The following is a 24,620-nucleotide window of genomic DNA, read 5'->3' as shown; positions in this document are numbered from 1 at the left end:
GCGGACGCCGACTGCCTGCCAGATCCGCGGACAAGTGCTGTCCGTTCTCGGGTTCTGGCTCAGCTTCTGTGGCCAGTGACGGTGAGCTACTGGGCTCGGCCCACCTGTCTGATCGCATCACCCTTGACCCAGGCGGTTAGCGTGTCCGGATGCCATCCGTGAACCTGCGTCACTCAGTACGCGCGACAATCCTCGACGAGGACGACCGCATCCTTCTCTGTCGGTTCGCGACTCCGGAGCTGGCGGGAACGGTGGTGTGGGCAGCTCCGGGCGGAGGGATCGAGCAGGACGAGACGCCGCTTGCCGCACTGCGTCGCGAACTGCGGTGTGTCGTGGCTGTTGCGCTTACTTAATGATCTTGATTGTGGCGTGCTGTTGCTCAGCTGTACTGGGCAGTGTGTTCGCCTCGTGGAGGCAGCCGGTGCGGGGCTGAGGGGCCGGCCACGGGTGGTACGTGGGCTGAGCTGGCTGTTTGTACTGCGCAGTGAGCTGAGTGTGGTGGCGGTTTTTGCGCAGGGTAGTTGGCGCGCCTATAGGCACGGGGCAGTGGGGGACGACGCCCCTCTCGGAGCGCCCGAAGACGGTGGAGTCGGTCGCCCGGCACATGGACGAGGGCAACGTTTTCATCGCCGAGGTCGACGGCGTGCCCGCCGCCACCCCCCGACCGCCGCTTCACAGGGCTCGGCGTGGGCAGCGCCCTGCTCGCGCACGCCGCCGAGGTGACCCGGCGGGCGGGCGGGCGTCGCGCTGCTGCGGGTGGACTGCTACGCGGGCGACGGCGGCAAGCTCGTCCGCTCCTACGAGAGCAACGGCTTCGTCCGCACCGAGACCTACAGGGGGACGAACGACTGGCCGGGGCAGGTGCTGGCCCGCAGGGTCTAGGTGGGCCGTGCCGTCGAGGCAGGCCACGGCGTAGCCCGGTGGCCGCAAGGCCGCCTACGCGGGCAGCGCGCCGCTCTGCGCCGCCTTGCGGTGGCGCGCGGACAGGCGGGAGCCGGACTCGCGGCGGGCGGCGCGGCGCAGGAGGGGCACCGCGAGGAGGAACCCTAGGGCTGCCCAGGCGGTCAGGACCAGGGCGACCATGGGCAGTTCCCAGGAGCCTGCCGCCTCGGCGGTCCGTGCCGAGTCCGGGAGCAGCGCCGAACGCAGGCCCTGCGCCATCCACTTGAGCGGGAAGACCGCGGCCACGTGCTGCACCGGCACGGGCAGCGCGGTGATCGGGAACACCGCCCCTGAGGTGAGCAGCAGCCCCATCGTCGGCAGCATGATCAACGCCAGCGCTTCGCGGGGGTTGGGCAGTACGGCGCCTATGGCCGCGCCGAGCGGTACGACGGCGAGCAGCCCGAGCGTGGTGACCCACAGCAGCGTCAGCCAGGCGCCCGGCCCGTGCGGCAGCGGTCCGTCCACCAGCAGCGCCCCGGCGACCAGGAGCAGCGCCAGGGTGCCGACCGCCACGACGACCACCACCAGGCACTTGGCGACGAGGTAGGCCGGTATCCCGCCGGGCGTGGCGCGCAGCCGCAGCAGGGCGCCCTCCTCCCGCTCGGTCACGAGGATCTGGGGGAGGTTGATCAGCCCGACCTGGAACAGCAGGTAGGCGGCGAAGCCCGCCAGCACCAGATGAGTCATCGGGGTCCCGGTGCCGGGCACGTCGTCGTCGATGTAGGCGGCGACGAGCAGCGCGACGACCACGTTGGCCAGATGGCCGGACATCTCCTTGCCGTTGCGCAGGAGGTGCCGCAGCTCGATGCCGCCGCGCTGCAGCCCGGCACGCCAGCTGTTCGTCCTGTTCGTCATGTGCGTCCCCCTCATGCGGCCGGTGCCTCCTCGTCCGCGGCCCTGTCCGTGCCGTCGGCCCCATCCGTGCCATCGGCCTCCCGGTGCACCATGTGCAGATAGGTGTCCTCCAGCGTCGGGCGGCGGACCTCCAGGTCGGCGATCGGGCCGGCCGCGTGCCGGTGGAGTTCCCAGACCAGCCGTGAGGGGTCCTCGGTGCGTTCGCGGCGGGGCGTCCCGTCGTCGGCCGTCCAGCGGACCTTGGCCTGGGCGGCGGCTCGCCGGGCCAGTTCCGCGGGTGTGCCACAGGCCCTGATCCGGCCGCCGACCAGCATGGCGATCCGGTCGGCGAGCCGCTCGGCCTCCGCCAGGTCATGGGTGGTGAGCAGGACGGTGACGCCCTCGTCGCGGGCCAGCCGTTCGACCAGGACGTGGAACTCGTGCCGCGCCTGAGGGTCGAAGCCGGTGGTCGGCTCGTCCAGGAAGAGGAGTTCGGGGCGGCCGACGATGCCGAGCGCGACGTCGAGGCGCCGGCGCTGGCCGCCGGACAGCCGGTCCACCTGCCGGCCGGCCTGGTCGGTGAGGCCGACCAGGGCCAGCAGTTCGGCCGGGTCGCGCGGGTCGGGGTAGTAGGTCGCGAAGTGCCTCAGCAGCTCGGCGACCCGCCAGCGGCGGTGGTCGCGCCAGGACTGAAGGACCAGGCCGATCCGGGCTCGCCACGCGTCGCCGCCCCGCTCGGGATCCGTAGCGAGGACGCTCACCTCCCCGCCGGAGCGCTGCCGGAAGCCCTCCAGGATCTCGACGGTGGTGGTCTTCCCCGCGCCGTTGGGCCCGAGCAGCGCGAAGACCTCGCCGCGGTGGATGTCCAGATCGATGCCGCGCAGGACGTCGACATCGCCGTACGCCATGGTCAGATCGCGTACCTGGATCACGGGCTGGACGTCGGTGCGCCCGAACGTCGTCATCGGCCCGCCTCCGCGTGGGGCTGCTGTGGTGCCGCCCCGGTCGCGGGTCCGGCGCTGTCGACGATGGCCCGGAGTGCCGCCACATGTCCCTCGAAGGCGGTGCGACCGCGGTCCGTCAGCCGTACCTTCGTACGGCGGTTGCGGCCGCCGCCCTCCTTCTGGGTCTCCAGGTATCCGGCCCTCTCCAAGGTGTGCAGCTGCTTGGAGAGCGCGGAGTCGCTGAGCGAGAGGCTGTCGCGGACGAACGCGAAGTCCGCCCACTCGGTGGCGGCGAGCAGCGCGACCACCGACAGTCGGGTGGCGGGGTGGATCAGCTCGTCGAAGCCGGCGGGGGTGCTCATCGGCCCGCCTCCTCGTCGGCCGCCGGTTCGCCGCCGCTCCGCACCGAGTCGGCCGCCCAGCGGTTGGCGGGACCGAGGGAGAGCAGGTACACGGCCACCGCGGCCGTGGCCTGGATGGGGCCGGCGTAGATCGGCTCCAGTGGCTCGGTCAGGTGGTCCGACAGCACGATCGTCCCGCCGACCAGCACCGCCGCCGCACCGAACGCGGCCCACGTACGCCCGGGGCAGCGAGTGTGGTGCAGTTGCATCCGGCTCCTGCGGCTGCTCATCACGACCAGCACGCTCAACAGGCCGGCGTAGGCGGCTATGAACAGTCCGACGCCCCACTGGGGCAGGTCCATGCCCACGCCGGCAAGGAACACCCACATGAGCGCGGCCGTGCCGTAGGTCATGCCGCGCCCGCCGGACACGGAGCGCTCGAACTCGTCGTACACCCGCTCCTGCGGCACTCGGATGCGCTGGAGATCCTTCCATGCCTGTTCGGCATCCACCGGCATGCTCACGGCCATCGCCCTCCCGTCCCCGATTACTTTCCTACCAGGAAAGTTACTCTTGGCTTTCCTGATAGGCAAGTCGGAGGTTTGCCGGTACTGGGGGGCGGGAGCCGCGACGTTTACGACGGTCAGGCCACGGTCACCAGCCGCTCGTCCCGCCGCTCCCGCGGCACGAAGCGCACCCGCGGATGCCCGTGGTTCCAGCCCGCCGACAGCCGCAGGCCCCCCACCCGCGCCAGGACCAGGCCGATCGCGACGGCCGCGGTCGCCGCGATCGCGCCGCCGACCGCCAGGCCCGCCCGGACGCCGTACGCGTCGGTGATCCAGCCCGCGATCGGCGCGCCCAGGGGTGCGCCGCCCATGAACACCATCATGTGCAGGGCCATCACACGGCCCCGCATGGCCGGGTCGGTGCTCATCTGGACACTGCTGTTGGCGGTGACGTTGATCGTCATGCCGAACATGCCGATCGGGACCATGAGCAGGGCGAACAGCCACAGTGAGATGGCGGTTCGTAAGGTGATGTCCGTGTCCGGCTGAGGTTGGAGCAAGGTTGCTGGCGGAGGTTCCGTCGGCTATTGCTTCCGGGCGAAGTTGCCAGTATCGGCCTCGGTGAGGATGCCGAGTTTGACCGGGCGTTTCAGCTTGGCGCGGGTGCCTTCGACGTTCTTCGGCAGCAGTTCGTGGCCGAGGGCTTCGCAGACGTCCTTGGCCCGTAGCGGTCCGGTCGCGTGGTTGAAGGCGGCGAGGATGCGGGGGTAGTCCGGGTGCTCGGGCAGGTCCGGCGCGACGGCCGGGAGCCGGTCGGCGAGGCCGGTGACGGTCTTGCGGGTGATCGCGAGGTGCTCCAGGTGCATCTCGGCCTCCCGCGACCGGGTCTGCAGGCCGTCGATCTGCGTGCGAAGGTCCTCGGCCAGGCCCGGGCGGCGTCTTCCTGGAGGTCCAGGGCATCGAGCAGGGGTCGGAGGTTCACGCTGCCACCGCCCGTTCTTCGCGCCAGGTGGGGGCGTTCGCGCCGGTGAGGCGTCGGGTCATGACGTGGGTCATGGCCCAGTAGACGCGGGAGGCGGAGGAGGAGGGGCGGTGCTCGTAGTCGCGGACCAGGCGCCGGTGCAGTATCAGGATCCCGTAGGTCTGCTCGACCCTCCACCGCTTCGGCTGCGGCACGAACCCCTTGTCCTGCGGGTTGCGTTCGACGATCTCGACGTCGATCCCCAGGCCGGCGCCGTGCAGGACGCCCTGGTTCTTGAAGCCCTGGTCAACCAGGGACTTGCGGACGGTTCCGCCGGCGTGCTCGGCGACCTGGTCCAGCAGGACGATGCCCGCGGCGTTGTCATGGGTGTTCGCGGCGAGGACGGCGACTGCGATGACCAGGCCGAGGGCGTCCACGGCCAGGCCGCGCTTGCGGCCGGGCACCCGCTTGGCCGGATCGTGGCCACTCGTGGCGGCGGGGACCCCGGCGGCCACGTGGACACTCTGGGTGTCCAGGACCACCAGGGTCGGGTCCTCTAATCGCCGGGAGCGTTCACGGACCTGGCATCGCAGGAGTTCATGGATGACCTGGTCGGTCCCGTCGTCCCGCCAGGCGGCGAGGCAGTAGTAGGTCGCGCTCTTCTGCGGCAGGTCGTGCGGGAGGTAGGCCCACTGGCAGCCGGTCCGCCCCTGATAGAGGATCGCGTTCACGATCTCCCGCATGTCGGAGGCGCCCTGGTGGCCGCTGACCGAGCGGTGCCGGTCCTTCCACGCAGTGATCACCGGCTCGGTCAACGCCCACTGCTCGTCCGATAAGTCACTCGGGTACGGCTTGCGTTCACTCACCCGGTCGCATCACCAGACCAACAAGCGCGGACCGGCAGATTCCGCCCCGCCGCCACACCATCAGGCGACAGCAGAGCCACTCAAAGACTCACGAACCGCCCACTCAGAGGTTGTGCTGTCTCACCTGAGACGACGGTGCCGAGGCATGAGTACCGACTCAACCACTGAGCGATCTGTCTCAGAAAGCGTTGGCCAACTTCATCCTTCGTGGCGGAGCTGGGGGTACCGGGCTGACGAAGTACGGCAACCTATTCGCCCTCAAAGCGTTCAATCCTCTCGTCGGCCGCCCGCTGCCGCAACGCCGCTACCCTCCCGTACAGCTCAGCTGCCTCGTGCTCGCGCCCGAGTTGCTCCAGGCAATGGGCCTCGTCACTGTGGCCACCCAGCGCGTCGGGGTGGTCCGGGCCGAGGACCCGCTCGCGGAGGGCGCAGACGTCGCGGGACTCGGCGAGGGCCTCCTCCCAGAGGTCGAGGCGGCCGAGGTCGACACCTACGCCGTGACGGGCGCGCAGGGTCTCGGGGTGAGTGGGGCCGTGGACGCGGGTGCGGTCATCGACCAGGGCACGGTACTGAGTCAGGGCCTCCGCGCCGCCCTCGACGTGGCACCAGCTGTCGGCAACCTTGCCAGATGGACTGACGCTCGTGCCCCTATCAGCGGTCAACCGGTGCCTCCCGGCCCGGTGACCACCCACGTCCAGGGCATGGCCGACATGGGCAAAAGTCACGCCTGGTCCGGAAGCCGGGAACCCCAGGCCCGGGGCCACGAAGAAGGCAAAGGCAAAAGAGGCGGGGGCGCGGTTGCTGGGGGAGGTGGCCAGTTACACGTCAGGGCCCGTACCGGCTACGTCCGGTACGGGCACCAGTCAGTTCCCGGAGTCTGTAACTGCCGGACTCTGGGAGTCTGTCCTTTTGAAGTCCGGCCAGGGGCTGTCAGCGCCCATGGCCTGCCGCAGGTTGCGCGGAACCTTCCCTGCCGCCCGGCGGATTACGCGGTTAAGGGACGAGCGTCAGCTACAGGTTCGGTAGTCGTATCCGGCGATGCGCCAGATGTCGTCACCGTCCCTGAAGGAGTACTTGCCCTCGCTGTTGCGCACCACGGAGAAGCTGTGGCTGTCGCCGTAGTACGTCATGTTGAGCTGCTTCCCCCTGGCCTCGCTGCCGCCCGTCACCCTGAGCTCGTCGTCGGCGCGGCCGAAGGTGTTGTTGCCTACCTCGCCGTCAATGGTCAGCTTCCACTTGGCCTGCAGCGACCTGGTCGCAGCATCCGTGTTCGGGCCGAACTCGCCGTCGACGTCTGCTTGGTCAAAGGATGTGCCGTTCTCCTCCGTGGCGCCCTCCGCCCACAGGATCTTCTGCCACAGGCACACAGCGTTCGATTCGTTGTGCTCCTGGAAGCCAAAGGCCATGGGTCCCTCGTCGCCCCAGTCGCCCTTGTAGGTGTCGTAGCCGCGCACGAAACCATCGCTCTTTGCGGCGGAGGCCGGGGACGCGCTCAGGGTGAGCGCGCCGGCCGCCAAGGCGCCGACTACGCCGGTGGCGAAGCGGACGCGTACTGATCGAAGACTCATGGGTGGTTCCCTCCCGTTGACGTCGTGCGGTGTGTTGTTCACGCGACGGGGTAAAACCGAGGCTGCGCCTCCCCGCTGGGACGCACGAGCGACGTTGGTACCGAAGCGGGCGAGTGGTCCTCAAAACGCCCTGCTGCTTTCCCCCATTGCTGTGGAGGAACGGTGCCATGAGGGAGCTGTGAGGACCCTGAAGGTCCCTGAAGACTTCTTCAGGAACCCCGCCGCGCCTGTGGGTCATCCTGTGTGCCATGCGGATATTGGTGGTGGAGGACGACCCGCGGCTGGCTGAACTGCTGCGGCGCGGGCTCGTGGGCGAGGGGTACGCCGTCGACATGGCCCATGACGGGCTTAACGGGCTGGAGTTGGCGCTGGACAGTGATTACGACGCCATCGTCCTGGACGTGATGCTGCCCGGCCTGAACGGCTACCGGCTCTGCAAGCGGCTGCGGGAAGCCCGAGTATGGACTCCGGTGCTCATGCTGACCGCTAAGGACGGCGAGTACGACGAGGCCGAGGGCCTGGACACTGGCGCCGACGACTACGTCACCAAGCCGTTCTCCTTCGTCGCCCTCACCGCCCGGCTGAGGGCCCTGCTGCGCCGCGGCAGCCCCGAACGCCCCGCCGTCATCCGGGTCGGCGACCTGGAGATCGACCCCGCGGCCCGCAGCTGCCGGCGCGGGAGCACGCCGGTGCCGCTGACCGCGCGGGAGTTCGCGGTCCTGGAATACCTGGCCCGCCGCAGGGGCGAGACCGTCTCCAAGACCGAAGTCCTGGAGCACGTGTGGGACCACACCTTCGGCGGCGACGTGAACGTGGTCGAGGTCTACGTCAGCACCCTGCGCCGCAAAGTCGACACCCCTTTCAGGCGCCGCACCATCCACACTGTCCGCGGCATCGGCTACCGCCTGGAGGCCGTAGAAGGCGCCCACCCATGAGACGGCCGCGTCTCCGGCCGATATTGCGGTGGCTCCGTCCGCGCACGATGCGCATACGGATCACCCTGCTAACCGCATGCATCACGCTGGTCCCGCTGACCGCGTGTGTCGTTTCGGTCGGTATCACCGTCAAGATGACGCTCTTCCAGGAGGCCCAGCAAAAGACCATCTCGCTCAGTCCGCCGGGCGGTTACACCCCGGGAGTCGCCCCGCCCTGTAGTCGGCATCCGGTTCTCGACATGACAGAAGGCGAACACAGATTCACCATCTGTCTCTCAGCAGGCGATACAGACGAAGGACTCGAACCTGCACTGTCACTCATACCGTGGACCGACCCCCAGGAATCCCCGCCCATGCGAGGCCACTTCGACGAAGACATGCAGGTGGTTCATTCCCTCGACGTCTACCAGACCCGGTTGAACACCATCATGTGGTCCCTGGCCGGAGGCACTCTGGGGCTCACCCTATTGATCACAGGCAGCACATGGCTCGCGGTCGGTCGGGTGCTGCGCCCCGTCGAAGCCATCCGCTCTGAATTCGCCGACCTCAGCGCCCATCACCTCGACCGGCGGGTCCCGGTACCCCGGGCCGGAAACGAGATCGCCCGGCTGGCCACCACGATGAACGACACTCTGGATCGGCTCCAGGCTGCGGTCGACCAGCAGCGCCAGTTTGTCGCCGATGCTTCCCACGAACTGCGGACACCTCTGGCAGCCTTGCGCGCCGAACTCGAGCTCGCCCTGAACCGGCCAGAGAACGCCAACTGGCCGCAAGTCATCACCGACGCCCTGGGCGACACCCTGCGCCTGCAGCATCTGACCACCGACCTACTCCTGCTGGCCCGCCTGGACGCCACCAACGCCACCCCACCCCACAGCCGCGTGCTCGACCTTGCCGAGCTGGTCCGCGACGAACTCACGCGCCGGCCCACCCCCTCCCACCTCACCCTCCTCCCGCACATCGCGACCGACCCTGTCCTTGTGTACGGCAGCTACAGCCTGCTCGCCCGCGTCCTGGGCAATCTCCTCGACAACGCCGAACGCCACGCCAACAGCACCATTACCGTCCGCCTAAGCCACGACCCTGACGGTGGCGAAGCCGTGCTGGACGTCCAGGACGACGGCCCCGGCATCCCGGTCGAGGACCACCAGCGGGTCTTCGAGCGCTTCACCCGCCTCGACGACGCCCGCACCCGCGACGCCGGCGGCTCCGGCCTCGGCCTGGCCATAGCCCACCGCATCGCCACCGCGCACCACGGCACCCTCACCCTCACCCTCACACCCAGCGTTCACGGTGCGCACTTCACCCTCCGCCTCCCCACCCAGGACACTCTGCCGTGAGCGATGGGCGAGATCCTCAGAAGGAGCCGTGCCGGACACCACTGTGAGCCGGCAGGGATGGGCACCTGCGACCAGCTCCGGCTTCATTGCGCGAGCGGGACGGCAAGATCCTCGGACGAGTTGAGAAGCGGGCACTTACGCAGCTTGTCAGTTGGCGGAGGGGAGAGGGGCGAGTCTGCGGTCGCTGTCGCGCTTCTTCAGGGCGAGGTTCTCGTGGTAGAGGTCCGTGGATACCGTAGCGAGGGCGTCGAGTTTGCCGTTGAGCTGCGTGATCTCGGCTCTGGCCTCGCGAAGCTGCTTGCGGAGCTCGGCGATCGTCTCGTCCCGGGCGACCTCGCCGGGGGTGCGGAGGACGGGTCGGGTGACCTTGGCGTTCCACTCGGCGAGGATGTCATCGGCGCGGTGGACGGTCGCGTGACTGACCTGGGCTTCTCGGGCGAGGTTCTCCTTGGTGAGGGCGCCGTCGGTGTGCAGGGGCTCGCCGGCCAGCAGCCGGGCCATGGCCTCGCGGAGATTGGTGGCGGTCCTGGCGGACACCGGCATCAGGGGGTGACTCCTTCTTGCGGTAGAGGCGGGCGTACGAGGTCAGCTTGGCGGCGAGGCGTTCGGGGCCCATGGTGGCCCGGTCGACTTCCACGAGCGCCCGCAGCATCGACCCGTTGTCGCCGTCGACGGGGCCGCGCCGGTAGTACAGCAGGGCGTCGGGGATGACGGCCTCGCCGCTCCCGATCGGGTGGTGGACCTCGGGGATCCAGTCCAGCGGCCGGCACAGCTCGCCGCGGCGGCGGGCGCCCTCGAGGAAGATGAGCGCGGTCTCGGTCACGGTCAGCGTGTGGCCGGCCTTCAGCCGTACGGCGGTCGGATCGGACACGGTCCTGGAGGGCCGGTGCCCGCGCAGCTCGGGCCACTCGGAGGCGAGCTGCACGCCGTACAGGGTGGGGAACCGCACCCGGGTCCGTCCGGCCTGCGGCAGGGTGATGCGGTCGACCAGCCCCTCGGCACGCAGCCTGGCAAGCCTGCGCCTCGTCTGCTCGATGCGCACCGAGGGGGCGATCACCCGGTGCGTCTGCTCGGTGGTGGCCATCCGGTACTGCGTCAGCACGCCCAGCGCCAGCCGGTCCCCGCTGCCCGCATCCACGCCGATCATCACGGATCCGCCCGCTTCCCGTCCGGTGCGGCGCCGTCCTGCCCGGCGCCGCGCGTCCCGGACAGGCCAGCAGCCGGCCCCGACCAGAGCCCTGAGGCCCGACCACGGTTACGAAGCGACATGCCGTCGACCAGGCCGACATCCCCACCGACAACCCGGCCGACAACCGGCCGCGCACTCGGGCGCACCGGCCCGCAAACCAGCGGGTCACCACGCTGGTGAGGTCGTGGTCGGCAGGCCGACATCCCCTCTACGCCCCCGAGTCCACGCCCCGCAGCAGGAAGAACAGAGAAGTGGGTGGGTTGGGACAGGCCCGGCGGCGGGCGAGGGGATCGCGCGCGCGTGTCTCGGTTGCGCGTCGGCGGGGCCTCCGCGCCAGCCCGCCGGCAGAGCGGCGGGATCGTCGTGGGAGGGCCTGGGCGGGCGGCTGCGGACGGGAATCTCGTGGACGGAAACGGCTGTCAGAGGCGTGCGGCATCATCGGCTGATGGCATCGACGCAAGCCCCGCCGACGTATCTGGACCGTCTCATGGCGGACCTGGAGCTGATCGAAGCTGACTTCCTGGCAATCCTCGCGGACTCGCAGATCCGGAACATCGACCCGAACCGCCGGTCCAGCGGCATCGTGTACGTCGGTGCCGCGAAGTGGGGCTGGGTACCCAGCGGCCCCGAACTCGAGGCGCGAAGGATGCAACTGCTGGGGCGCGTACGGGAGTGGGAACCGTTGTTCCGGCTGTTGTTCCCGCACCCGACGCCCGAGGTCACCAAGCGCCTCGACGGGAGCCTTGCCCTGCTGCAGCGCTGGCTTGAACGTCCCCGGGACACCACCGTGCCGGCCAGCATCGACAAGGCCATCGACAAGGCCATCGACAAGGCCATCGACAAGGTCAAGGCGGCCGTAGCCACGCTCCGGAAGCTGGGCGAGCTCCTGCCGGATGACGCCTGGGCGGTGCGTGTAGCGGTCGACACGAACATGCTGCTCGATGACCCCGACGTGGTGATCTACACGCCGCTGCTCGGGAAGCGGTACATGGTCCACCTGCTGCCCGTTGTCCTGCGGGAGCTGGACGACCACAAGCTCGCCGGCCGCAACCCCGACATCCGGGATGCGGCGAAGAAGGCCGAGCGCCGCCTGAAAGGCCTGCGAACCAACGGAAACGTGCTGCGAGGCGTACGGGACGGGTGGCCGGTGATGTGCACGCCATCTTCGAGCACATCGAACCCAAGGGCGACGGGCTGCCGAACTGGCTCGACCTGGACGTGCCCGACGACCGCTTCGTGGCCTCCGCCCTGTTGCCTCCATGTTGATCAGCGTCCCGAGACCGGGGGAGGGCTGGTCGTGGGGGCCTTCGGCGCTCAGACGCAGTTCCGTGGTGGGCGGTGCGGACCGGCGCATCCGGGCCGGGTCCACGACGGCGTCGGGCAGCGTCTCCGCGGCGCTCTCCCGCGCGGCGGGCAGCAGGGCCTGCACTTCATCGAGGCCCAACTGCGTTTCCGCGCCGGGCGTAGTGGATAACGACGCCGGCCTGCTGGAGGTTGACGCCTTCGGCGAGCATGTCGGTGGTGATCAGCAGATCGCAGAGGTCTTCGGGGATCTCGGCGCCGATCTCCCCGCTCAGGTCGGCGGCGGTCAGCGGCGCGAAGTGCCCCAGCACGGTGGCGATGTGCGCCTTGGAGGGAATACGGCAACGAGGACCAGCAGCTGATCGCACGGCTGTACGCGCACTTCCTCGACCACATCGCCGGCGCCCGCAGCGACACGCCGCACGCACGCCCGCACCAGGTCATCATCGTCGACAACGACCTGCCATCCCTGCCCGCGCAGCTGCGCCGCCAGATGCACACCATCGAGCTCACTCGGGACAATCCGCTGGTGCCCTGACCCGTACCACGCGATCACAGTGGGGACAGACTCCGCTCTCGGACACCTGGCCGCGGCGGTGTGCCCGGGCGCGGAGCCCCGATGCACCGCGGCGCCCGCCTCCTGCCGCCCGGCCGTGCCCAGCGCTCCCGGGCCGCGGGCCACCGCAAGAAAGCTATGCGAATCACTCATAAATGATGCATAAATCGCATGACCCTGGTAGGGTGAGAGCCATGGGAATGTCCTTGCCGGAACGGGTGCGGCTGGTGGTGGCGGCACTGATGCATGCCTCGGGTGAGTCGCAGGCGAGACTGGCTGAGGCGCTGGGAGTGACGCAGGCGCAGGTGAGCCGCCGTCAGTCGGGAGTCGCAGCCTGGAGTTTGGCCGACTGCGAGGCGCTGGCCGTGCACTACGGCATGGATGTCCTGGACTTCCTGGCGGGCCCGACCCGGGCGTGCGAGGCATTGCCCGACGAGCGCCGTGCCGGACGGCGACGGCCGCCCGTGAAGGGAGAGGCGCGGTGAAGCCGCAGTTCGAGGCGATCGACGCCCTGCTCGCCGCGGCCCGCAAAGAGGCCGAACTGCCCCCGGCTGAGCAGCGCCGCGCCCTGCGTGAAGCGCTGGAGCTCTCCCGCGCGCAGGTGGCCCGGGCGCTGGGGGTGAGCCCCTCCACGGTCGGCGGCTGGGAAGCGGGCCGCGACCCGGCCGGTGACGTCCGTGAGCGCTACGCCTACTTCCTCAAAGGCGCTCAGGCCAAGCTCGCCGACCTGGATGCCGCCCGGCAGGCCGAAACCGCTGCTCACACCGATCTCCCTCAAGCCGGGCCGGCCACGTCGGGCGGCGACGCTGCGAGGGCTGCGGAGCAGCCGGGTACGGCTGATCAGCCGTACCCGGCGCCGGAAGCCGACGACGTCGAGGACCTGGGAGTGCCCCGGCCGTGCGTCCTGTGCGGGCAGCCCGCCCGCCACCAGGTCGCCGGATTCCCGCAGCACCTGGACCCCGCCGCGTGCGCGCCGCAACCGGCCCCGCCGGCCACGGCTGTCCCGGCGAGCCGTCCGTCCCGCCCCGCCGCGCCGGTGAGAACCACGTCTGTCGCCCGCCGTGTGCGGGCCGTCTCCGACCTGCCGGATCCGATCGCAGAAGTCGTCGCGGCCGCGCTGGCCAGACACGAGGGCGATGTGGAGGCGGCGACGGCAGCACTGGTCAAGCGGGCGATCCCGGACGCGATGGCCCTGCTGGACAACTGCCGCAAGGGCGGCCGCTACACCATCGTCGCCCACCCCTGGATCCCGGACATCCTGCGCAAGCCCTCCGCCCGCGGCGCCGACCGGATCTGGGAGGCCCGCCCCAAGTGGACCCGCCCCGAACTGCCGTCCGGCACGCACCAGGTGACGGCCCTGGACATCAACGGCGCCTACCTCAGCGCGCTCAAGACGCACCTGCCGATCGGCCAGCTGGAACACTCCACCGGCAACCACCACGACCGCCGACGCGCCGGCGTCCACCTGATCACCCCGCCCGCATGGGAGCACGGCGCGTACCTGCCCAACCCGATCGGCAACCGGGACGAGCCCGGCCCGCTCTGGGTCACCGAACCCACCCTGCGCCTGCTGCTGCGCCTGTCCGGCCCCAAGTACGGTCTGTGTGAACCGCCGCAGATCCACGAGTCGTTCACCTCGGGCGCGACCGAGAGCCTGCTGGAGAAGTTCCGTATCGCACTGAAGGACGCCCGGGAACGGGCGCTCGCCGAGGGCGACGAGGTGACGCTGGAGTATGTGAAGGCGATGTACTCCAAGTTCGTCTCCACGATGGGGGAGTCGAACTACAACCGGGAGCTGTACCGCCCGGACTGGATGCACCTCATCCGCTCCCAGGCCTTCGCCAACCTCTGGATGAAGGCGCACAAGGCGCACGACGAGGGCCTGACGGTCGTCCGCGCGATGGGCACCGACGAACTCCACGTCATCGGCACCTGGCGCCGTGTCTTCCCCGAGGGCCGCGGGGTTTTCGAGGTGAAGGTCAAGGACGTCTACACCGTTGGCGCCGCGCCCGCAGACCCGGCCGCCGCCCAAGAAGCCGACGACGAGAACTGACAGGGAAGAAGGACCTTCAAGTGCCCGAGCGCACAGCCGAGTTCGGCAAGTACGGCGCCAGCGGAATCAAGGGTCACGAGGCGGTCGCCCGTCAGCTCGACGCCCTCGCCGACTTCATCGCCACCCCCGTCACCACCCGGCGCGGCCTCATGGCCCGCCTGCACTACCTCACCCGCACCACCCACGCCCGCGCCGCCGCCTACGACGCGGGCCTGACCGTCACCGACCGCACCCTGAAGGCATGGCTGGCCGGCACCCGCAGCCCGACGAAGCAGAACCTCGCCCGGATCGACGACGCCTACCGCACCGTCCGCCGCCGCAACGTCGCCCGCTACCTCCTGGCCCGCCTCAACCGCGCCGGCCGGGGCACCCGCGTCGAGATCCACCCGCTCAACCAGTCCGGCGTGCGTCCCTCCCACCAGCGGGTCGTGGAATTCCGCACCCTCAACATCCGCCACTGGGAGGCCCTCGTCGCAGCCTGGTCCACCGGCGACGACCGGGCCCTGGACGACGCGTGGATCGAGCAGATCGTCGACCTCGGATCGCAATGGGGCCAGTACGAGTACGTCACCAGCATCGGCTTCGCCGCCTGACCCCCCGTAAGTTCGCATGTCGCGTGCCCACCCCGGCAGCGAGTGGCATCGCCCGGTCGACTGGACTTCTCCGCCAAGGCGAGCGGGTGCTGTCCAGCGCCGCAAACGCCGCCACCTCATCGTGCAGACCCGGCGCACAGCCCGACTCGTCTGCCGCTCTTTATTTACGCGACAGAGCCATGTTTCGCAGTTAAAAACCCCTCCGGGGCGAATCCGGGTCGAATACGCCCTCGCGGATTGTCCGTCGCGTCCAACTCGCCGAGGGATAGGCGGGTCACATCGGGCACCCTGCAGGTACTCAGGTTGAACTCGTGGAGTCCGGCGGTCTGATCGCGTCCTCGTCCATGGTCAGGCCGGTGGGTGGCAGACAGCCGTCGACCAGATGAGGCCGGTACCGGATCTTCTTCAGTTTCCGCTTGGTCACGCGGGTGAGGTGCGTGAGGTCGGCGGCGGCGAAGTCGGCCAAGTGCCGCTTGAGGAGCGACCAGATCCCCTCGGCCGGGTTCAGCTCCGGTGCGTAAGAGGGCATCTGGAAGATCTGTAACTAGTCCTGGTGCTCCTCGGCGAAGTCCGCCAGCTCCTTCACCAGGTGCACGTTCAGGTTGTCCCAGCACCACACCACCGGGGTGTCGAGCTGGATGTGGGTCATGACGATCAGATCGCGGTACTGGCGCCAGGAGAACGCCTTCGGCTCTCCCCGGCGCCCGTGCCAGATGTGCAGCTTGAAGAAGAACCGGGAGCGGTGTCCGGCGCGGTAGCAGACCACGCCGGCGATGTTGACCCGTCCTCGGTTGCGGCCGCGTACCCGCACCACCGGCCGTGCTCCGCGCGGTGCTCAGGTGTGTCCCTTCGGCGGCCTCAGCCCCTGGCCTGCCTCGTCCTCGAAGCAGATGTGGGCGCCCAGGTCCGCCGCGGTCCTTTTACCTGCGGCCACACCTTAGCCTTCCACACCTCGATCGCCTCGTCGTCGCGTTCGATCGCCCGCCGCAGGGGCACCTGCGCGGACCAGCCGTGCCGCCGCAACAGCTTCCACCGAAGCTCTCCCGCGACGACCTCGGTCTTCTCACCGCGGGCGAACCGCTCGGCCGCCTCAAGGCGCACCCGCTCCCGCTTTTCCTGCTCCTTGGGCGTCAGCCCGCCACCATGCGCGTACCGCATGACGACGTCGTACCGCAACGATCAAGAACCGTCACGGCCACCTGAGCCGAAGCCCAGTACTTGTCACCGGTGAAGCCGGACGAGCTGGCCGACAGGACGGGGCGAGGCAGCCTTGTTGGCACCAACGAGGCATTCGGCTTGTCACAGATGCTCATTCGGCAGCCTTTCTGTCACCAGTACCGAAGATCGAGAGTCCGTCCAGCTTCCCGACCTGGTCGCCGCCGTCCGCCACGCCGTCGCCCTGCCCGTCATCGCCGCGGGCGGAATCGCCACCGCCGCCGACGTGACGGCCGCGCTGCGCGCTGGCGCGGTGGCCGCCATGGTCGGCACCGTTCTGCTGCGCACCAGGAGAGCGGACCCGACCGGGGCTCAGGCCGCTGCTGCGGCCTTGGCTGCCTCCGACGGACGCAGCCAGGTGGGCTTGGAGCCACACGGGGCCTGGACGAACAGGCGGGGCGCTACGGCTGGAGCGTCCATCCCCCCTTCGGCAGTCGGCTCGTGGCTGCCCCTTGCGTGATCAGCGACGAGCCTCCATTATCAGGAATCCTGATACTTTAACTTTGTAGCGATGGGTTCCAGTTATGTCATTCAGGCCCAGAATCCAGGCCAGAGGGGTTCAGCTGTTGCTCGGCCGAATGATGAGCCGCGTGCACCAGGATCTGCGCTTCACCGACATCCCGAAGCGCACGGAATCCATCCGGGTGGAGACCGGCGCCGGACCGGTGACGTGCACCGTCTACCGCCCGTCGGCCGCCGCCGCAGCCCCTGCCCCCGTGTACGTCAACTTCCACGGCGGCGGGTTCGTGATCGCCCGCCCCCAGCAGGACGACCACATCTGCCGCTACATAGCCGCCACGGCCGGCTGCGTGGTGATCAACGTGGACTACGCCGTCGCCCCGCAGCGGCCGTACCCCGTACCCGTCACCCAGGCGTACGACGTCACCGCCTGGGTGGCCGAGAACGGCACCGCCAACAACTGGGACGGTTCGCGACTCGCCGTGGGCGGACACAGCGCCGGGGCCAACCTGACCGCCGCGGTCTGCCGCACCGCTCGGGACCGCGGCACCTTCACGCCCCGCCTCCAGATCATCGACTCGGCACTGCTCGACCAGCTCGCCGACCCGGCCACCAAGCAGTCACCCATCGTCAAGCCCCTGCTTACCCCTCAGCTCATGCGGGTCTTCACCGCCGCCTACGTCTCTGATCCCGCCGACCTGGCCCATCCGCTGGTGTCGCCCGGACTGGCCGACGACCTCGCCGGGCTGCCGCCCGCCCTGGTCATCACCGCGGAGAACGATCGCCTGCGCGACGAGGGCGATGCGTACGCCAAGGCCCTGGAAGCTGCCGGCGTTCCGGTCACCCACCGTTGCTTCGAGGGTGTCGACCACTACTTCACCCACACCGGCCCGGTACCGGCCGGGAAGGAAGCCATCGATCTGATGGCCACCACCCTGCGCACGGCACTCACCGCCTGACCGCTGACAGGGGCCGACAGTCCTGGTGTCAACACGCTGCCTTGGTGACACCTATCGTGCTTCGGCTCACCACCGGACCACCGGACTCCACGAGTTCAACCTGAGTAAGGGGTGGCCGGAAGGCGGCGAACTGCAGGACAGGAAGCGTTGATCGCACTCGAAAGTATCGTCCGAGGTGGCCCATGTGGAGCGGACTGATGCTACGGGGCAGGGCCGAGTTGGATCCGGCGCTGCTCAACGGACGAGGTGAAGCGCGTCGGGCGTCCCGGAGGAGCCCGTCGCCTTCCACCCGTTCTCCCTCATCGGCGGCAACAAGATCCTCGCCAGATCGATGATCGGCGGCATCCCCGAGACCCGGCAGATGCTCGACTTCTGCGCCGAGCACGGCATCGGCGCGGAGATCGAGCGGATCACCGCCTCCGAGATCAACGAGGCGTACGAGCGGGTGCTGGCGAGCGATGGGCGGTACCGGTTCGTGATCGACACGGCGACCATCTGAGCCTCGACCGACAGGCCCCGGCGGGTGATCCGCCAGGGCCTGCGGCGTGTCGCCGTACGTCGCCCCGGCAGCCACAGCGGATACGACCCCGGAACGGACGACGTGAGCGTCCCGACCGGAATGTCCAGCGGGGGCAGCGACGTGCTGGCGGCGAGGATCGGCGGCGGTCAGGACGAATGCTCCGGTCGACGCGCCGAGCACAGCAGCGGCATCCGCGGGATACGAGGGCTCCGGCGGGCAGCCTGGGGTGCGGTATGCGCGACGAACTCGATGGGCCCGCCACATCATCTTGCGCGATCAGAACAACAGCGATTGAGGGCCGCCGGTCACGAACTCCCGCCACATGACGGCCCATCAGCTCGCTACACTCGAAAAAAGCTCCTGGCCAGCGGCGATAGCGAACTGCAACTGGACTATTAGGAGCAGCCTTATTGGGCGGCTTTTTTCATGCGCGCTTCAACTATGCATTGGCTCCGCCGTCCACCAAGAACTCGGCACCGGTGATGTACCGGGCCTCGGGAGAGGCGAGGAACACCGCCATCGCCGCGATGTCGCGCGGCTGGCCAAGGGCGGCGATTGGCTGGTTCGGGACAACGTCCGGGAACCCGGCCGCCTTCGCAGCCGGGGTCGCGATAATGCCCGGCACAATGACGTTCACCCGGATGTTGTCGTCCGCCAGCTCAACAGCCGCCGTGCGGGTGAGTCCGCGAATGGCCCATTTGCTGGCGCCGTATGCCGACAGGCCCGGCGCCGGTCCCATGCCTGCGGTTGAGGAGGTGTTGATGATCACCCCTCCACCGTTCCGCTTCATTCCGCGGTGCACGGCCTGGATGCCGAGGAGGTGGCCTACGAGGTTGATGTCCATGATGCGCCGCCAGCCCTCGACGTCCTGCTCGGTCAATGGCGCACCGCGGAAGATGCCGGCGTTGTTCACGAGGACCGTGACCACCCCCCAACGGTCCTCGACCACTGCCAGGGCCGACGCCCATTCGGCCTTGTCGGTGACGTCCAGGCGAATGGCCAGCGCGTTCTCTCCGAGTTCCTCGGCGACGGCGGTCACCGCCGCCAGGTCGATGTCGGCGAGGACCACTCGAGCTCCCGCCTCGTAAAAGGCTTGGGCCTCCCCCCGCCCGATACCCGAGCCCGCGCCGGTGACCAGGACGACGTCGTTCTCCATCGTCACGCGGACGCCCCCCGCCGAATGGCTTCCGTCATCAACTTTTTCATGATCCAGCCTTTCTATGAGATCGAGCTGCGTTCGATCACCGCTACTGACAAGAGATGGCAGAGCTCAATGACTCGGTCTCTTCAGCCGGCGTTCAGAAGCTCCCGACCCGCGATGCGGCCCCGGACCGGCACCCCTCGGTGTCATGGTGGATCGGTGTGTGCGAACCGCTCAGCGGCAGGCCTGTTCCGCCCCGCCGGGCGGCGACGATCTCGGCGGCGATGGACAGGGCGGTCTCCTCGGGCGTGCGGGCGCCGAGGTCGAGGCCGATGGGTGAGTGGAGCCGGGTCAGTTCGGCTTCGGTGAGGCCCCTCTCGCGGAGTCTGCGGTCGCGGTCGGCGTGGGTGCGGCGCGAGCCCATCGCGCCGACGTAGGCGACCGGCAGCCGCAGGGCCGCTTCCAGCAGGGGTATGTCGAACTTGGCGTCGTGGGTGAGCACGCACACCACCGTGCGGCTGTCGGTCCGGGTGCGGCGCAGGTAGCGGTGCGGCCAGTCGGCCACGATGTCGTCGGCCTCGGGAAAGCGGGTCCGGGTGGCGAAGACGGGTCGGGCGTCGCACACCGTGACGTGGTAGCCGAGGAACTTGCCGACGCGTACCAGGGCCGCGGCGAAGTCGATGGCGCCGAAGACGAGCATGCGGGGCGGCGGCACGCTCGACTCGACGAACAGGGTCAGGTCCGGCTCGCAGTGGGATCCGTCCCGCGCGATGTCGAAGGTCCCCGTGTGGCCGGCGTCGAGCAGGGCGCGGGTTTCGTCGGCGACAGCGCGGTCCAGGTCGGGATGTCCGCCGAGTTCGCCTTCGTACGATCCTCCCCCAGACTCCGTCCGGGGAGGCCCCCCTCTCGCTTCGCTCGGGTGGACCGCCAGCGCACGCCCGAGGAGTTGTGCCGGGCCTCTCACCACGCGGGCGAGGGCCGCTGCCTCGCGCCGGGCGGCGGCCGAGAGCGCCGTCTGGATCGCCTTCGTGTCGGGCCCGCCGGCGGGCACCGGCGTGACCAGGATGTCGAGGACGCCGCCGCAGGTCAGCCCGACGGCGAAGGCGTCCTCGTCGCTGTATCCGAACCGCTCGCGCACCGCCTGGCCGTCCTGGAGCGCCTGGGCGCACAGGTCGTAGACCGCGCCTTCGACACAGCCGCCGGACACCGATCCGATGGCGGTGCCGTCGGCGTCGACGGCGAGCGCGGCGCCCGGCCCGCGCGGCGCGCTGCCGCTGACGGCCACGACCGTGGCGACGGCGAAGTCCCGCCCCTCATCGAGCCACCGGCTGAGCTCTTCCGCGATGTCCAGCATGGGGTTTCTCTCTTGTCGTGGTCGGACGGCGCGGGGTGATGGACGAGGGCAGACACCCAGGCGCCGTCCTCACCCCGCTCCAACTCGCCGATCTGCCATGAGGCGGCTCGGGCCGTCGTCACGCATGCGGCCCTCGAAGGGCAGACGTGACGACGGCCCGTAACTGCCGTCGTCTCAGAGCAGCTTGTCCAGCGTGATCGGCAGGTCCCGCACCCGTTTGCCGGTCGCGTGGTAGACGGCGTTCGCCACGGCGGCACCGACACCCGTGATGCCCACCTCGCCGGCGCCGAGGATGCCCAGTGGCGTGATCGGGTCCGGGTCGTCCAGGAAGGACACGTCGATCGGGGGGATGTCGGCGTGCACGGGGACGTGGTACTCGGACAGGCTGGGGTTCATGATCCGTCCGGTGCGCGGGTCGACGAGTGTCTCCTCCGCCAGCGCCAGGCCCAGGCCCATCACGATGCCGCCGCGCAGCTGGCTGGCCGCTGTCTTCGCGTTGATCACCCTGCCGATGTCGAACACGCCGACCCACCTCGACACCCGTGTCTCGCCGGTCTCGGCATCGACCTTCACCTCGCAGAACTGCGCACCGGAGGCGGCCTTGATCCACCGCTGGGCCCCGATCAGGAAGCCGGGGAGGAACCGCGCGCGCCCGGCGATGCGGCCGAGCCGGGTCTCCGATCCGACGACGGCCTCGATGTGCGGCACCTTCGCGCGCCGGAGAATCTCCTCGTTGCTGCCCCCGCCCGTCTTGCGGGCCATGGCCTTCAGTTTCTGCTTCAGTTCCTCGCACGCCTGCATCACGCTGGCCGCGATGCTCGCGGTCTGGACGGATCCAGCGGCGGCAGGGCCCATCGGCAGCGTGGAATCGCCGTACTCCACGCGGACGGCGTCGAACGGCACGCCGAGCGCGTCGGCCGTGATCTGGGCCTGGGCCGTGGCCGCGCCCATGCCCATCTCGTGGAAGGCGCAGCGCACCAGCACGCTGCCGTCGGCCGACAGGCGGACCGTGACGTTGACCGGCATCGACAACGCCGGGTGATAGGCCGTTGCCACGCCCGTCCCGACCAGCCACCGGCCCTCGCGCGTCGACCGCGGCTCCGGGTTGCGCTCGTGCCAGCCGAACCGCTGCGCGCCCAGCGTGTACAGCTCGCGCAGCTTGCGGTGCGAGAACTTCTTCTTGCCGTCGATCGGGTCGACCGCGGTCTCGTTGCGCATACGCAGCTCGATCGGGTCCATACCGAGCTCACAGGCCAGTTCGTCGATCGCGGACTCCAGCGCGAAGGTGCCGATCGCCTCGCCCGGCGCCCGCATGAAGGTGTTCGACAGCAGGTCGAGCCGCACGAGGTCGTGCCGCGCGAGGATGTTCTCGGCGGCGTAGAGATGCTGCGACGCGGAGGTGACCTGCTCGAAAGGACCGCCGATCCGGCCGGTGCGGGTGACGCTGGTATGTATCAGCGAGGTCAGCCTGCCGTCGCGGTCGGCTCCCAGCGCGACCCGCTGGATGGAGGGGGTGCGCCCGCCCACTGTGCGGTAGACCGCCTCCCGGGAGAGCACCAGCCGCACGGGCCTGCTGGTCGCCCGTGCGGCCAGCGCGGCGAGGATGGTACCGGGCCAGATCGCGGACTTGCCGCCGAAGGCGCCGCCGACGAACGGTGCCAGCACCCGCACGTTCGTCATGGGCACGGAGAACCGCAGCGCGAGGTGGGTGCGGAACCAGTCGATGGTCTGCGTCGCGTCGTGGACGGTGAGCCGGTCGCCGTCCCAGACGGCCGTGGTGGCGTGCAGTTCCAGCGCGTTGTGGTTCTGCGGCGGGGTGGTGTAGCGCAGGTCCAGCGACACCGGTGCGGTGGCGAGCGCGGCCTCCGCGTCGCCCCTCTTGGCCCCCCGGGGCAGGAACGAGTTGTTCGGTTGCGGCCGTGCGTCGTCCTCGGACCCCGCGAAGTCCACCACGGACTTCGTCACCGTGTACTCGGCGCGCACCAGCGCGGCGGCCTGGCGGGCGGCGGCGGAGGTCTCCGCGACGACCACCGCGATGGGCTGCCCCTCCCAGTGCACCTCGTCGCTCTGCAGATAGTTCACCGAGGTACCGGAAAACGTCCCGCTGAAGTTGAACGTTCCGGGCTTGGGCGCCGGTTTCATGGGGGGCGCGTTGAGGTGGGTGAGGACGGCGACCACGCCCGGCACCGCACTCGCCTCGTCGGTGTGCAGGGCGGTGATCCGGCCGCGGCTGATGGTGGCGTGCACGAGCACGGCGTGCGTGAGGCCGGGATAGGAGTGCTCGGCGGCGAACTTGGCCGCACCGGTCGTCTTGAGGCCGCCGTCGACGCGGTCGAGCGGTTGTCCGATCGTGGTCATGCCGCCCCGCCTTCTTCCGTACGGCCCAGTCGCTCGCTGCGCAGGAGTCGCGCGCACCGGGTAGGGATGGTTCTTACACTGACTGGCTCTTGTGTACGTCTCAGCCGCTCGTGACGCGCAAGTCGCGTGAGCCGGGCGGGAATGGCTGTCGCACTGACCCCGCTTGAACGTGGCATCAGGCGGCGCTCCCCTCGGACAGCAGCTGCCGCAGGGTCGCCACGATCGTGTGCTGCGCGAGTTCGATCTTGAACGTGTTCTGCGGTCCGCCTTCCGCGGCGGCGAGTTCGGCTTCCGCCGCCCGCCGGAAGGCCTCCTCGGTCGCCGGCCGGCCGAGCAGCACCCGTTCGGCTTCGCTGGCGCGCCATGGTTTGGTGCCGACCCCGCCCAGCGCGAGCCGGACCTCGCTGACCACCCCGTCCTCGAGGGCCAGCGCGGCGGCGACGGAGACGAGGGCGAACGCGTAGGAGGCACGGTCGCGCACCTTGCGGTAGCGCGAGTTCGCCGCGACCGCGACCGGTGGCAGTTCGATGGCCGTGATCATCTCGTCGGCGGCCAGCACCGTCTCGATGTGCGGTGTGTCGCCGGGCAGGCGGTGGAACTCGGCGACCGGGATGTGCCGGATGCCGCGCACGCTCTCCACCTCGATGACCGCGTCGAGCATCGCCAGCGCCACCGCCATGTCCGAGGGGTGGGTCGCGATGCAGTGCTCGCTCGCCCCCAGGACCGCGCCGCCGCGACAGAACCCGCCCATCGCGTCGCAACCAGTGCCGGGTGCACGTTTGTTGCACGCGGCGCTCTCGTCGTAGAAGTACATGCAGCGGGTGCGCTGCAGCAGGTTGCCGCCCGCGGTCGCCATGTTCCGCAGCTGGGCGGACGCCCCGTGCAGGATCGCCTGCGCCAGCACCGGGTAGCGGGTCCGGATGAGGGGGTCCGCGGCGAGCCGGCTGTTGCTCACCAGCGCGCCGGCGCGGATCCCGCCGCCTGCCAGCTCCTCGATCCCGGTCAGCGGCAGGCGGGTGATGTCCACGACCGTCGAAGGCTGTTCGATACCCTCACGCATGAGGTCGACGAGGTTCGTTCCGCCCGCGAGGAACTTCACGTCTTCGCTGTCCGCGATCGTGCGCAGCGCCGTGCCGATGTCCGGTGCGCTGACGTAGGAGAACGACTTCACTTCGCGACCTCCTTGATCGCCGAGACGATGCCGTTGTAGGCGCCGCAGCGGCACAGGTTGCCGCTCATCCGCTCCCGGATCTCCTCGTCGTCCAGCTCGCCGCCGGTGGCGGCGAGGTGCTCGGTCGCCGCGCTGGGCGCGCCGTCCTTGTGCTCGGCGAGCATGCCGATCGCCGAACAGATCTGGCCCGGCGTGCAGTAGCCGCACTGGAATCCGTCCGCACGCACGAATGCCGCCTGCAACGGGTGGTCGACCCCTTCGATGGTCGTTATCTCGCGGCCCTGGTACTGCACCGCCAGCGCGAGGCAGGCGTTGATCCGCCGGCCGTCGGCGAGCACCGTGCAGGCGCCGCACGCGCCCTGGTCGCAGCCCTTCTTGGTGCCGGTCAGGCCCAGGTGCTCGCGCAGCGCGTCGAGCAGGCTCACCTGTGGTGAGACGTCCAGCCGTTGGGTGGATCCGTTGATCCGCAGCTCGATCTCCACCGTGTCATTCCTCCGGTTCGCCCGTGGGCTC

Annotated in this window: 24 protein-coding genes and 5 pseudogenes; 11 read left to right on the top strand and 18 right to left on the bottom strand. The window is 69.7% G+C overall.

The window, feature by feature from the left end:
- Positions 1–149 precede the first annotated feature (149 nt).
- Both ABT063_RS30630 and ABT063_RS30625 read left to right on the top strand, forming a co-directional pair.
- Complete coding sequence (locus tag ABT063_RS30630; RefSeq protein ID WP_351062744.1) at positions 150–353, top strand: NUDIX domain-containing protein; 204 nt, start codon at positions 150–152, stop codon at positions 351–353.
- A gap of 185 nt (positions 354–538) precedes the next feature.
- Positions 539–882: pseudogene (locus tag ABT063_RS30625) on the top strand (GNAT family N-acetyltransferase); the annotation flags it as partial.
- Positions 883–936: 54 nt separating this feature from the next.
- On the opposite strand, the gene ABT063_RS30620 reads toward ABT063_RS30625, so the two are convergent.
- From ABT063_RS30620 to ABT063_RS30580, 9 genes and pseudogenes are all read right to left on the bottom strand, one after another.
- The gene (locus tag ABT063_RS30620) at positions 937–1,797 is read right to left on the bottom strand and encodes an ABC transporter permease (protein WP_351062742.1); all 861 of its coding nucleotides are present in this window, start codon (positions 1,795–1,797) and stop codon (positions 937–939) included.
- A gap of 11 nt (positions 1,798–1,808) precedes the next feature.
- Positions 1,809–2,741, bottom strand: coding sequence for an ABC transporter ATP-binding protein (locus ABT063_RS30615; protein ID WP_351062740.1), 933 nt, complete (start codon positions 2,739–2,741; stop codon positions 1,809–1,811).
- Positions 2,738–3,082, bottom strand: coding sequence for a transcriptional regulator (locus tag ABT063_RS30610; RefSeq protein WP_351062738.1), 345 nt, complete (start codon positions 3,080–3,082; stop codon positions 2,738–2,740). The genes ABT063_RS30615 and ABT063_RS30610 overlap by 4 nt, the downstream gene beginning before the upstream one ends.
- The gene (locus ABT063_RS30605; protein WP_351062851.1) at positions 3,079–3,579 is read right to left on the bottom strand and encodes a hypothetical protein; all 501 of its coding nucleotides are present in this window, start codon (positions 3,577–3,579) and stop codon (positions 3,079–3,081) included. Before ABT063_RS30605 ends, ABT063_RS30610 begins: the two co-directional genes overlap by 4 nt.
- A 125-nt stretch (positions 3,580–3,704) precedes the next feature.
- Positions 3,705–4,085: pseudogene (locus tag ABT063_RS30600) on the bottom strand (MFS transporter); the annotation flags it as partial.
- Between the two features lie 66 nt (positions 4,086–4,151).
- Entirely contained in the window at positions 4,152–4,433 is a 282-nt protein-coding gene (locus tag ABT063_RS30595; RefSeq protein ID WP_351062737.1) for a hypothetical protein, read from the bottom strand.
- Positions 4,434–4,545: 112 nt separating this feature from the next.
- Positions 4,546–5,394, bottom strand: coding sequence for an IS5 family transposase (locus ABT063_RS30590; RefSeq protein ID WP_351062735.1), 849 nt, complete (start codon positions 5,392–5,394; stop codon positions 4,546–4,548).
- A gap of 248 nt (positions 5,395–5,642) precedes the next feature.
- Positions 5,643–6,056, bottom strand: a pseudogene (locus ABT063_RS30585) (tetratricopeptide repeat protein); the annotation flags it as partial.
- Between the two features lie 345 nt (positions 6,057–6,401).
- Complete coding sequence (locus ABT063_RS30580) at positions 6,402–6,962, bottom strand: peptidoglycan-binding domain-containing protein (RefSeq protein WP_351062734.1); 561 nt, start codon at positions 6,960–6,962, stop codon at positions 6,402–6,404.
- Between the two features lie 248 nt (positions 6,963–7,210).
- Here ABT063_RS30580 and ABT063_RS30575 point away from each other — a divergent pair, with 248 nt between their 5' ends.
- Positions 7,211–7,897, top strand: a complete 687-nt coding sequence (locus ABT063_RS30575; protein WP_351062732.1) for a response regulator transcription factor — start codon at positions 7,211–7,213, stop codon at positions 7,895–7,897.
- Positions 7,898–8,250: 353 nt separating this feature from the next.
- Entirely contained in the window at positions 8,251–9,237 is a 987-nt protein-coding gene (locus ABT063_RS30570) for a sensor histidine kinase (RefSeq protein WP_351062730.1), read from the top strand.
- Positions 9,238–9,384: 147 nt separating this feature from the next.
- On the opposite strand, the gene ABT063_RS30565 is transcribed toward ABT063_RS30570, so the two are convergent.
- A complete protein-coding gene (locus ABT063_RS30565) occupies positions 9,385–9,738 on the bottom strand; it encodes a hypothetical protein (protein WP_351062728.1) in 354 nt (117 codons plus the stop codon).
- Positions 9,629–10,384 (bottom strand): replication-relaxation family protein, encoded by a 756-nt coding sequence (locus ABT063_RS30560; protein WP_351062726.1) that lies wholly within the window; start codon positions 10,382–10,384, stop codon positions 9,629–9,631. The genes ABT063_RS30565 and ABT063_RS30560 overlap by 110 nt, the downstream gene beginning before the upstream one ends.
- Before the next feature lie 487 nt (positions 10,385–10,871).
- Here ABT063_RS30560 and ABT063_RS30555 point away from each other — a divergent pair, with 487 nt between their 5' ends.
- Complete coding sequence (locus ABT063_RS30555) at positions 10,872–11,900, top strand: PIN domain-containing protein (RefSeq protein ID WP_351062725.1); 1,029 nt, start codon at positions 10,872–10,874, stop codon at positions 11,898–11,900.
- On the opposite strand, the gene ABT063_RS30550 is transcribed toward ABT063_RS30555, so the two are convergent.
- Positions 11,857–12,096, bottom strand: a complete 240-nt coding sequence (locus ABT063_RS30550; RefSeq protein ID WP_351062723.1) for a hypothetical protein — start codon at positions 12,094–12,096, stop codon at positions 11,857–11,859. The two genes, ABT063_RS30555 and ABT063_RS30550, sit on opposite strands and share 44 nt — an antisense overlap.
- A gap of 382 nt (positions 12,097–12,478) precedes the next feature.
- On the opposite strand from ABT063_RS30550, the gene ABT063_RS30545 reads away from it, so the two are divergent.
- Genes ABT063_RS30545 through ABT063_RS30535 form a run of 3 tightly spaced genes read left to right on the top strand, consistent with a single transcriptional unit; the run spans position 12,479 to position 14,930 of the window.
- Positions 12,479–12,769: a helix-turn-helix transcriptional regulator gene (locus ABT063_RS30545; protein ID WP_351062721.1), complete on the top strand. Its 291-nt coding sequence runs from the start codon at positions 12,479–12,481 to the stop codon at positions 12,767–12,769.
- A complete protein-coding gene (locus ABT063_RS30540; RefSeq protein ID WP_351062719.1) occupies positions 12,766–14,337 on the top strand; it encodes a helix-turn-helix domain-containing protein in 1,572 nt (523 codons plus the stop codon). The genes ABT063_RS30545 and ABT063_RS30540 overlap by 4 nt, the downstream gene beginning before the upstream one ends.
- Before the next feature lie 20 nt (positions 14,338–14,357).
- A complete protein-coding gene (locus tag ABT063_RS30535; protein ID WP_351062717.1) occupies positions 14,358–14,930 on the top strand; it encodes a transcriptional regulator in 573 nt (190 codons plus the stop codon).
- Between the two features lie 298 nt (positions 14,931–15,228).
- Here the strand turns inward: ABT063_RS30535 and ABT063_RS52355 are convergent.
- Positions 15,229–16,088 (bottom strand): annotated as a pseudogene (locus tag ABT063_RS52355) (IS630 family transposase).
- A 112-nt stretch (positions 16,089–16,200) separates the two neighbouring features.
- Here ABT063_RS52355 and ABT063_RS30515 point away from each other — a divergent pair.
- From ABT063_RS30515 to ABT063_RS30505, 3 genes and pseudogenes are all read left to right on the top strand, one after another.
- Positions 16,201–16,605 carry a nitronate monooxygenase gene (locus tag ABT063_RS30515; RefSeq protein ID WP_351062710.1) on the top strand — a complete coding sequence of 135 codons (405 nt, stop codon included), beginning with the start codon at positions 16,201–16,203 and terminating at the stop codon, positions 16,603–16,605.
- A 121-nt stretch (positions 16,606–16,726) separates the two neighbouring features.
- Positions 16,727–17,563 carry an alpha/beta hydrolase gene (locus ABT063_RS30510; protein WP_351062849.1) on the top strand — a complete coding sequence of 279 codons (837 nt, stop codon included), beginning with the start codon at positions 16,727–16,729 and terminating at the stop codon, positions 17,561–17,563.
- A gap of 259 nt (positions 17,564–17,822) precedes the next feature.
- Positions 17,823–18,062 (top strand): annotated as a pseudogene (locus ABT063_RS30505) (alcohol dehydrogenase); the annotation flags it as partial.
- 460 nt (positions 18,063–18,522) lie between these two features.
- On the opposite strand, the gene ABT063_RS30500 reads toward ABT063_RS30505, so the two are convergent.
- From ABT063_RS30500 to ABT063_RS30480, 5 genes are all read right to left on the bottom strand, one after another.
- Positions 18,523–19,239 carry an SDR family NAD(P)-dependent oxidoreductase gene (locus tag ABT063_RS30500; protein WP_351062847.1) on the bottom strand — a complete coding sequence of 239 codons (717 nt, stop codon included), beginning with the start codon at positions 19,237–19,239 and terminating at the stop codon, positions 18,523–18,525.
- Positions 19,240–19,381: 142 nt separating this feature from the next.
- Entirely contained in the window at positions 19,382–20,578 is a 1,197-nt protein-coding gene (locus tag ABT063_RS30495; RefSeq protein ID WP_351062708.1) for an XdhC family protein, read from the bottom strand.
- 174 nt (positions 20,579–20,752) lie between these two features.
- On the bottom strand, positions 20,753–22,936 hold the full coding sequence (locus ABT063_RS30490; RefSeq protein ID WP_351062706.1) for a xanthine dehydrogenase family protein molybdopterin-binding subunit: 2,184 nt from the start codon (positions 22,934–22,936) through the stop codon (positions 20,753–20,755).
- Between the two features lie 175 nt (positions 22,937–23,111).
- A complete protein-coding gene (locus tag ABT063_RS30485; RefSeq protein WP_351062704.1) occupies positions 23,112–24,107 on the bottom strand; it encodes an FAD binding domain-containing protein in 996 nt (331 codons plus the stop codon).
- Positions 24,104–24,589, bottom strand: a complete 486-nt coding sequence (locus ABT063_RS30480) for a (2Fe-2S)-binding protein (protein WP_351062702.1) — start codon at positions 24,587–24,589, stop codon at positions 24,104–24,106. The genes ABT063_RS30485 and ABT063_RS30480 overlap by 4 nt, the downstream gene beginning before the upstream one ends.
- Positions 24,590–24,620: the final 31 nt, after the last annotated feature.

The organism is Streptomyces sp. NPDC002838 (assembly GCF_040295365.1).
Lineage (GTDB): Bacteria > Actinomycetota > Actinomycetes > Streptomycetales > Streptomycetaceae > Streptomyces.
Note: the sequence above shows the minus strand (reverse complement) of the source record. Positions and strands in the feature narration are given on the sequence as shown.

Bases quoted from the DNA above. Each gene is read 5' to 3' on its own strand.
- ABT063_RS30610 (WP_351062738.1), bottom strand. From the start codon at position 3,082: ATGAGCACCCCCGCCGGCTTCGACGAGCTGATCCACCCCGCCACCCGA.
- ABT063_RS30605 (WP_351062851.1), bottom strand. From the start codon at position 3,579: ATGCCGGTGGATGCCGAACAGGCATGGAAGGATCTCCAGCGCATCCGA.
- ABT063_RS30620 (WP_351062742.1), bottom strand. From the start codon at position 1,797: ATGACGAACAGGACGAACAGCTGGCGTGCCGGGCTGCAGCGCGGCGGC.
- ABT063_RS30570 (WP_351062730.1), top strand. From the start codon at position 8,251: ATGCGAGGCCACTTCGACGAAGACATGCAGGTGGTTCATTCCCTCGAC.
- ABT063_RS30510 (WP_351062849.1), top strand. From the start codon at position 16,727: ATGAGCCGCGTGCACCAGGATCTGCGCTTCACCGACATCCCGAAGCGC.
- ABT063_RS30630 (WP_351062744.1), top strand. From the start codon at position 150: ATGCCATCCGTGAACCTGCGTCACTCAGTACGCGCGACAATCCTCGAC.
- ABT063_RS30575 (WP_351062732.1), top strand. From the start codon at position 7,211: ATGCGGATATTGGTGGTGGAGGACGACCCGCGGCTGGCTGAACTGCTG.
- ABT063_RS30595 (WP_351062737.1), bottom strand. From the start codon at position 4,433: ATGCACCTGGAGCACCTCGCGATCACCCGCAAGACCGTCACCGGCCTC.
- ABT063_RS30615 (WP_351062740.1), bottom strand. From the start codon at position 2,741: ATGACGACGTTCGGGCGCACCGACGTCCAGCCCGTGATCCAGGTACGC.
- ABT063_RS30545 (WP_351062721.1), top strand. From the start codon at position 12,479: ATGGGAATGTCCTTGCCGGAACGGGTGCGGCTGGTGGTGGCGGCACTG.
- ABT063_RS30495 (WP_351062708.1), bottom strand. From the start codon at position 20,578: ATGCTGGACATCGCGGAAGAGCTCAGCCGGTGGCTCGATGAGGGGCGG.
- ABT063_RS30565 (WP_351062728.1), bottom strand. From the start codon at position 9,738: ATGGCCCGGCTGCTGGCCGGCGAGCCCCTGCACACCGACGGCGCCCTC.
- ABT063_RS30490 (WP_351062706.1), bottom strand. From the start codon at position 22,936: ATGACCACGATCGGACAACCGCTCGACCGCGTCGACGGCGGCCTCAAG.
- ABT063_RS30580 (WP_351062734.1), bottom strand. From the start codon at position 6,962: ATGAGTCTTCGATCAGTACGCGTCCGCTTCGCCACCGGCGTAGTCGGC.
- ABT063_RS30555 (WP_351062725.1), top strand. From the start codon at position 10,872: ATGGCATCGACGCAAGCCCCGCCGACGTATCTGGACCGTCTCATGGCG.
- ABT063_RS30500 (WP_351062847.1), bottom strand. From the start codon at position 19,239: ATGGAGAACGACGTCGTCCTGGTCACCGGCGCGGGCTCGGGTATCGGG.
- ABT063_RS30560 (WP_351062726.1), bottom strand. From the start codon at position 10,384: ATGATCGGCGTGGATGCGGGCAGCGGGGACCGGCTGGCGCTGGGCGTG.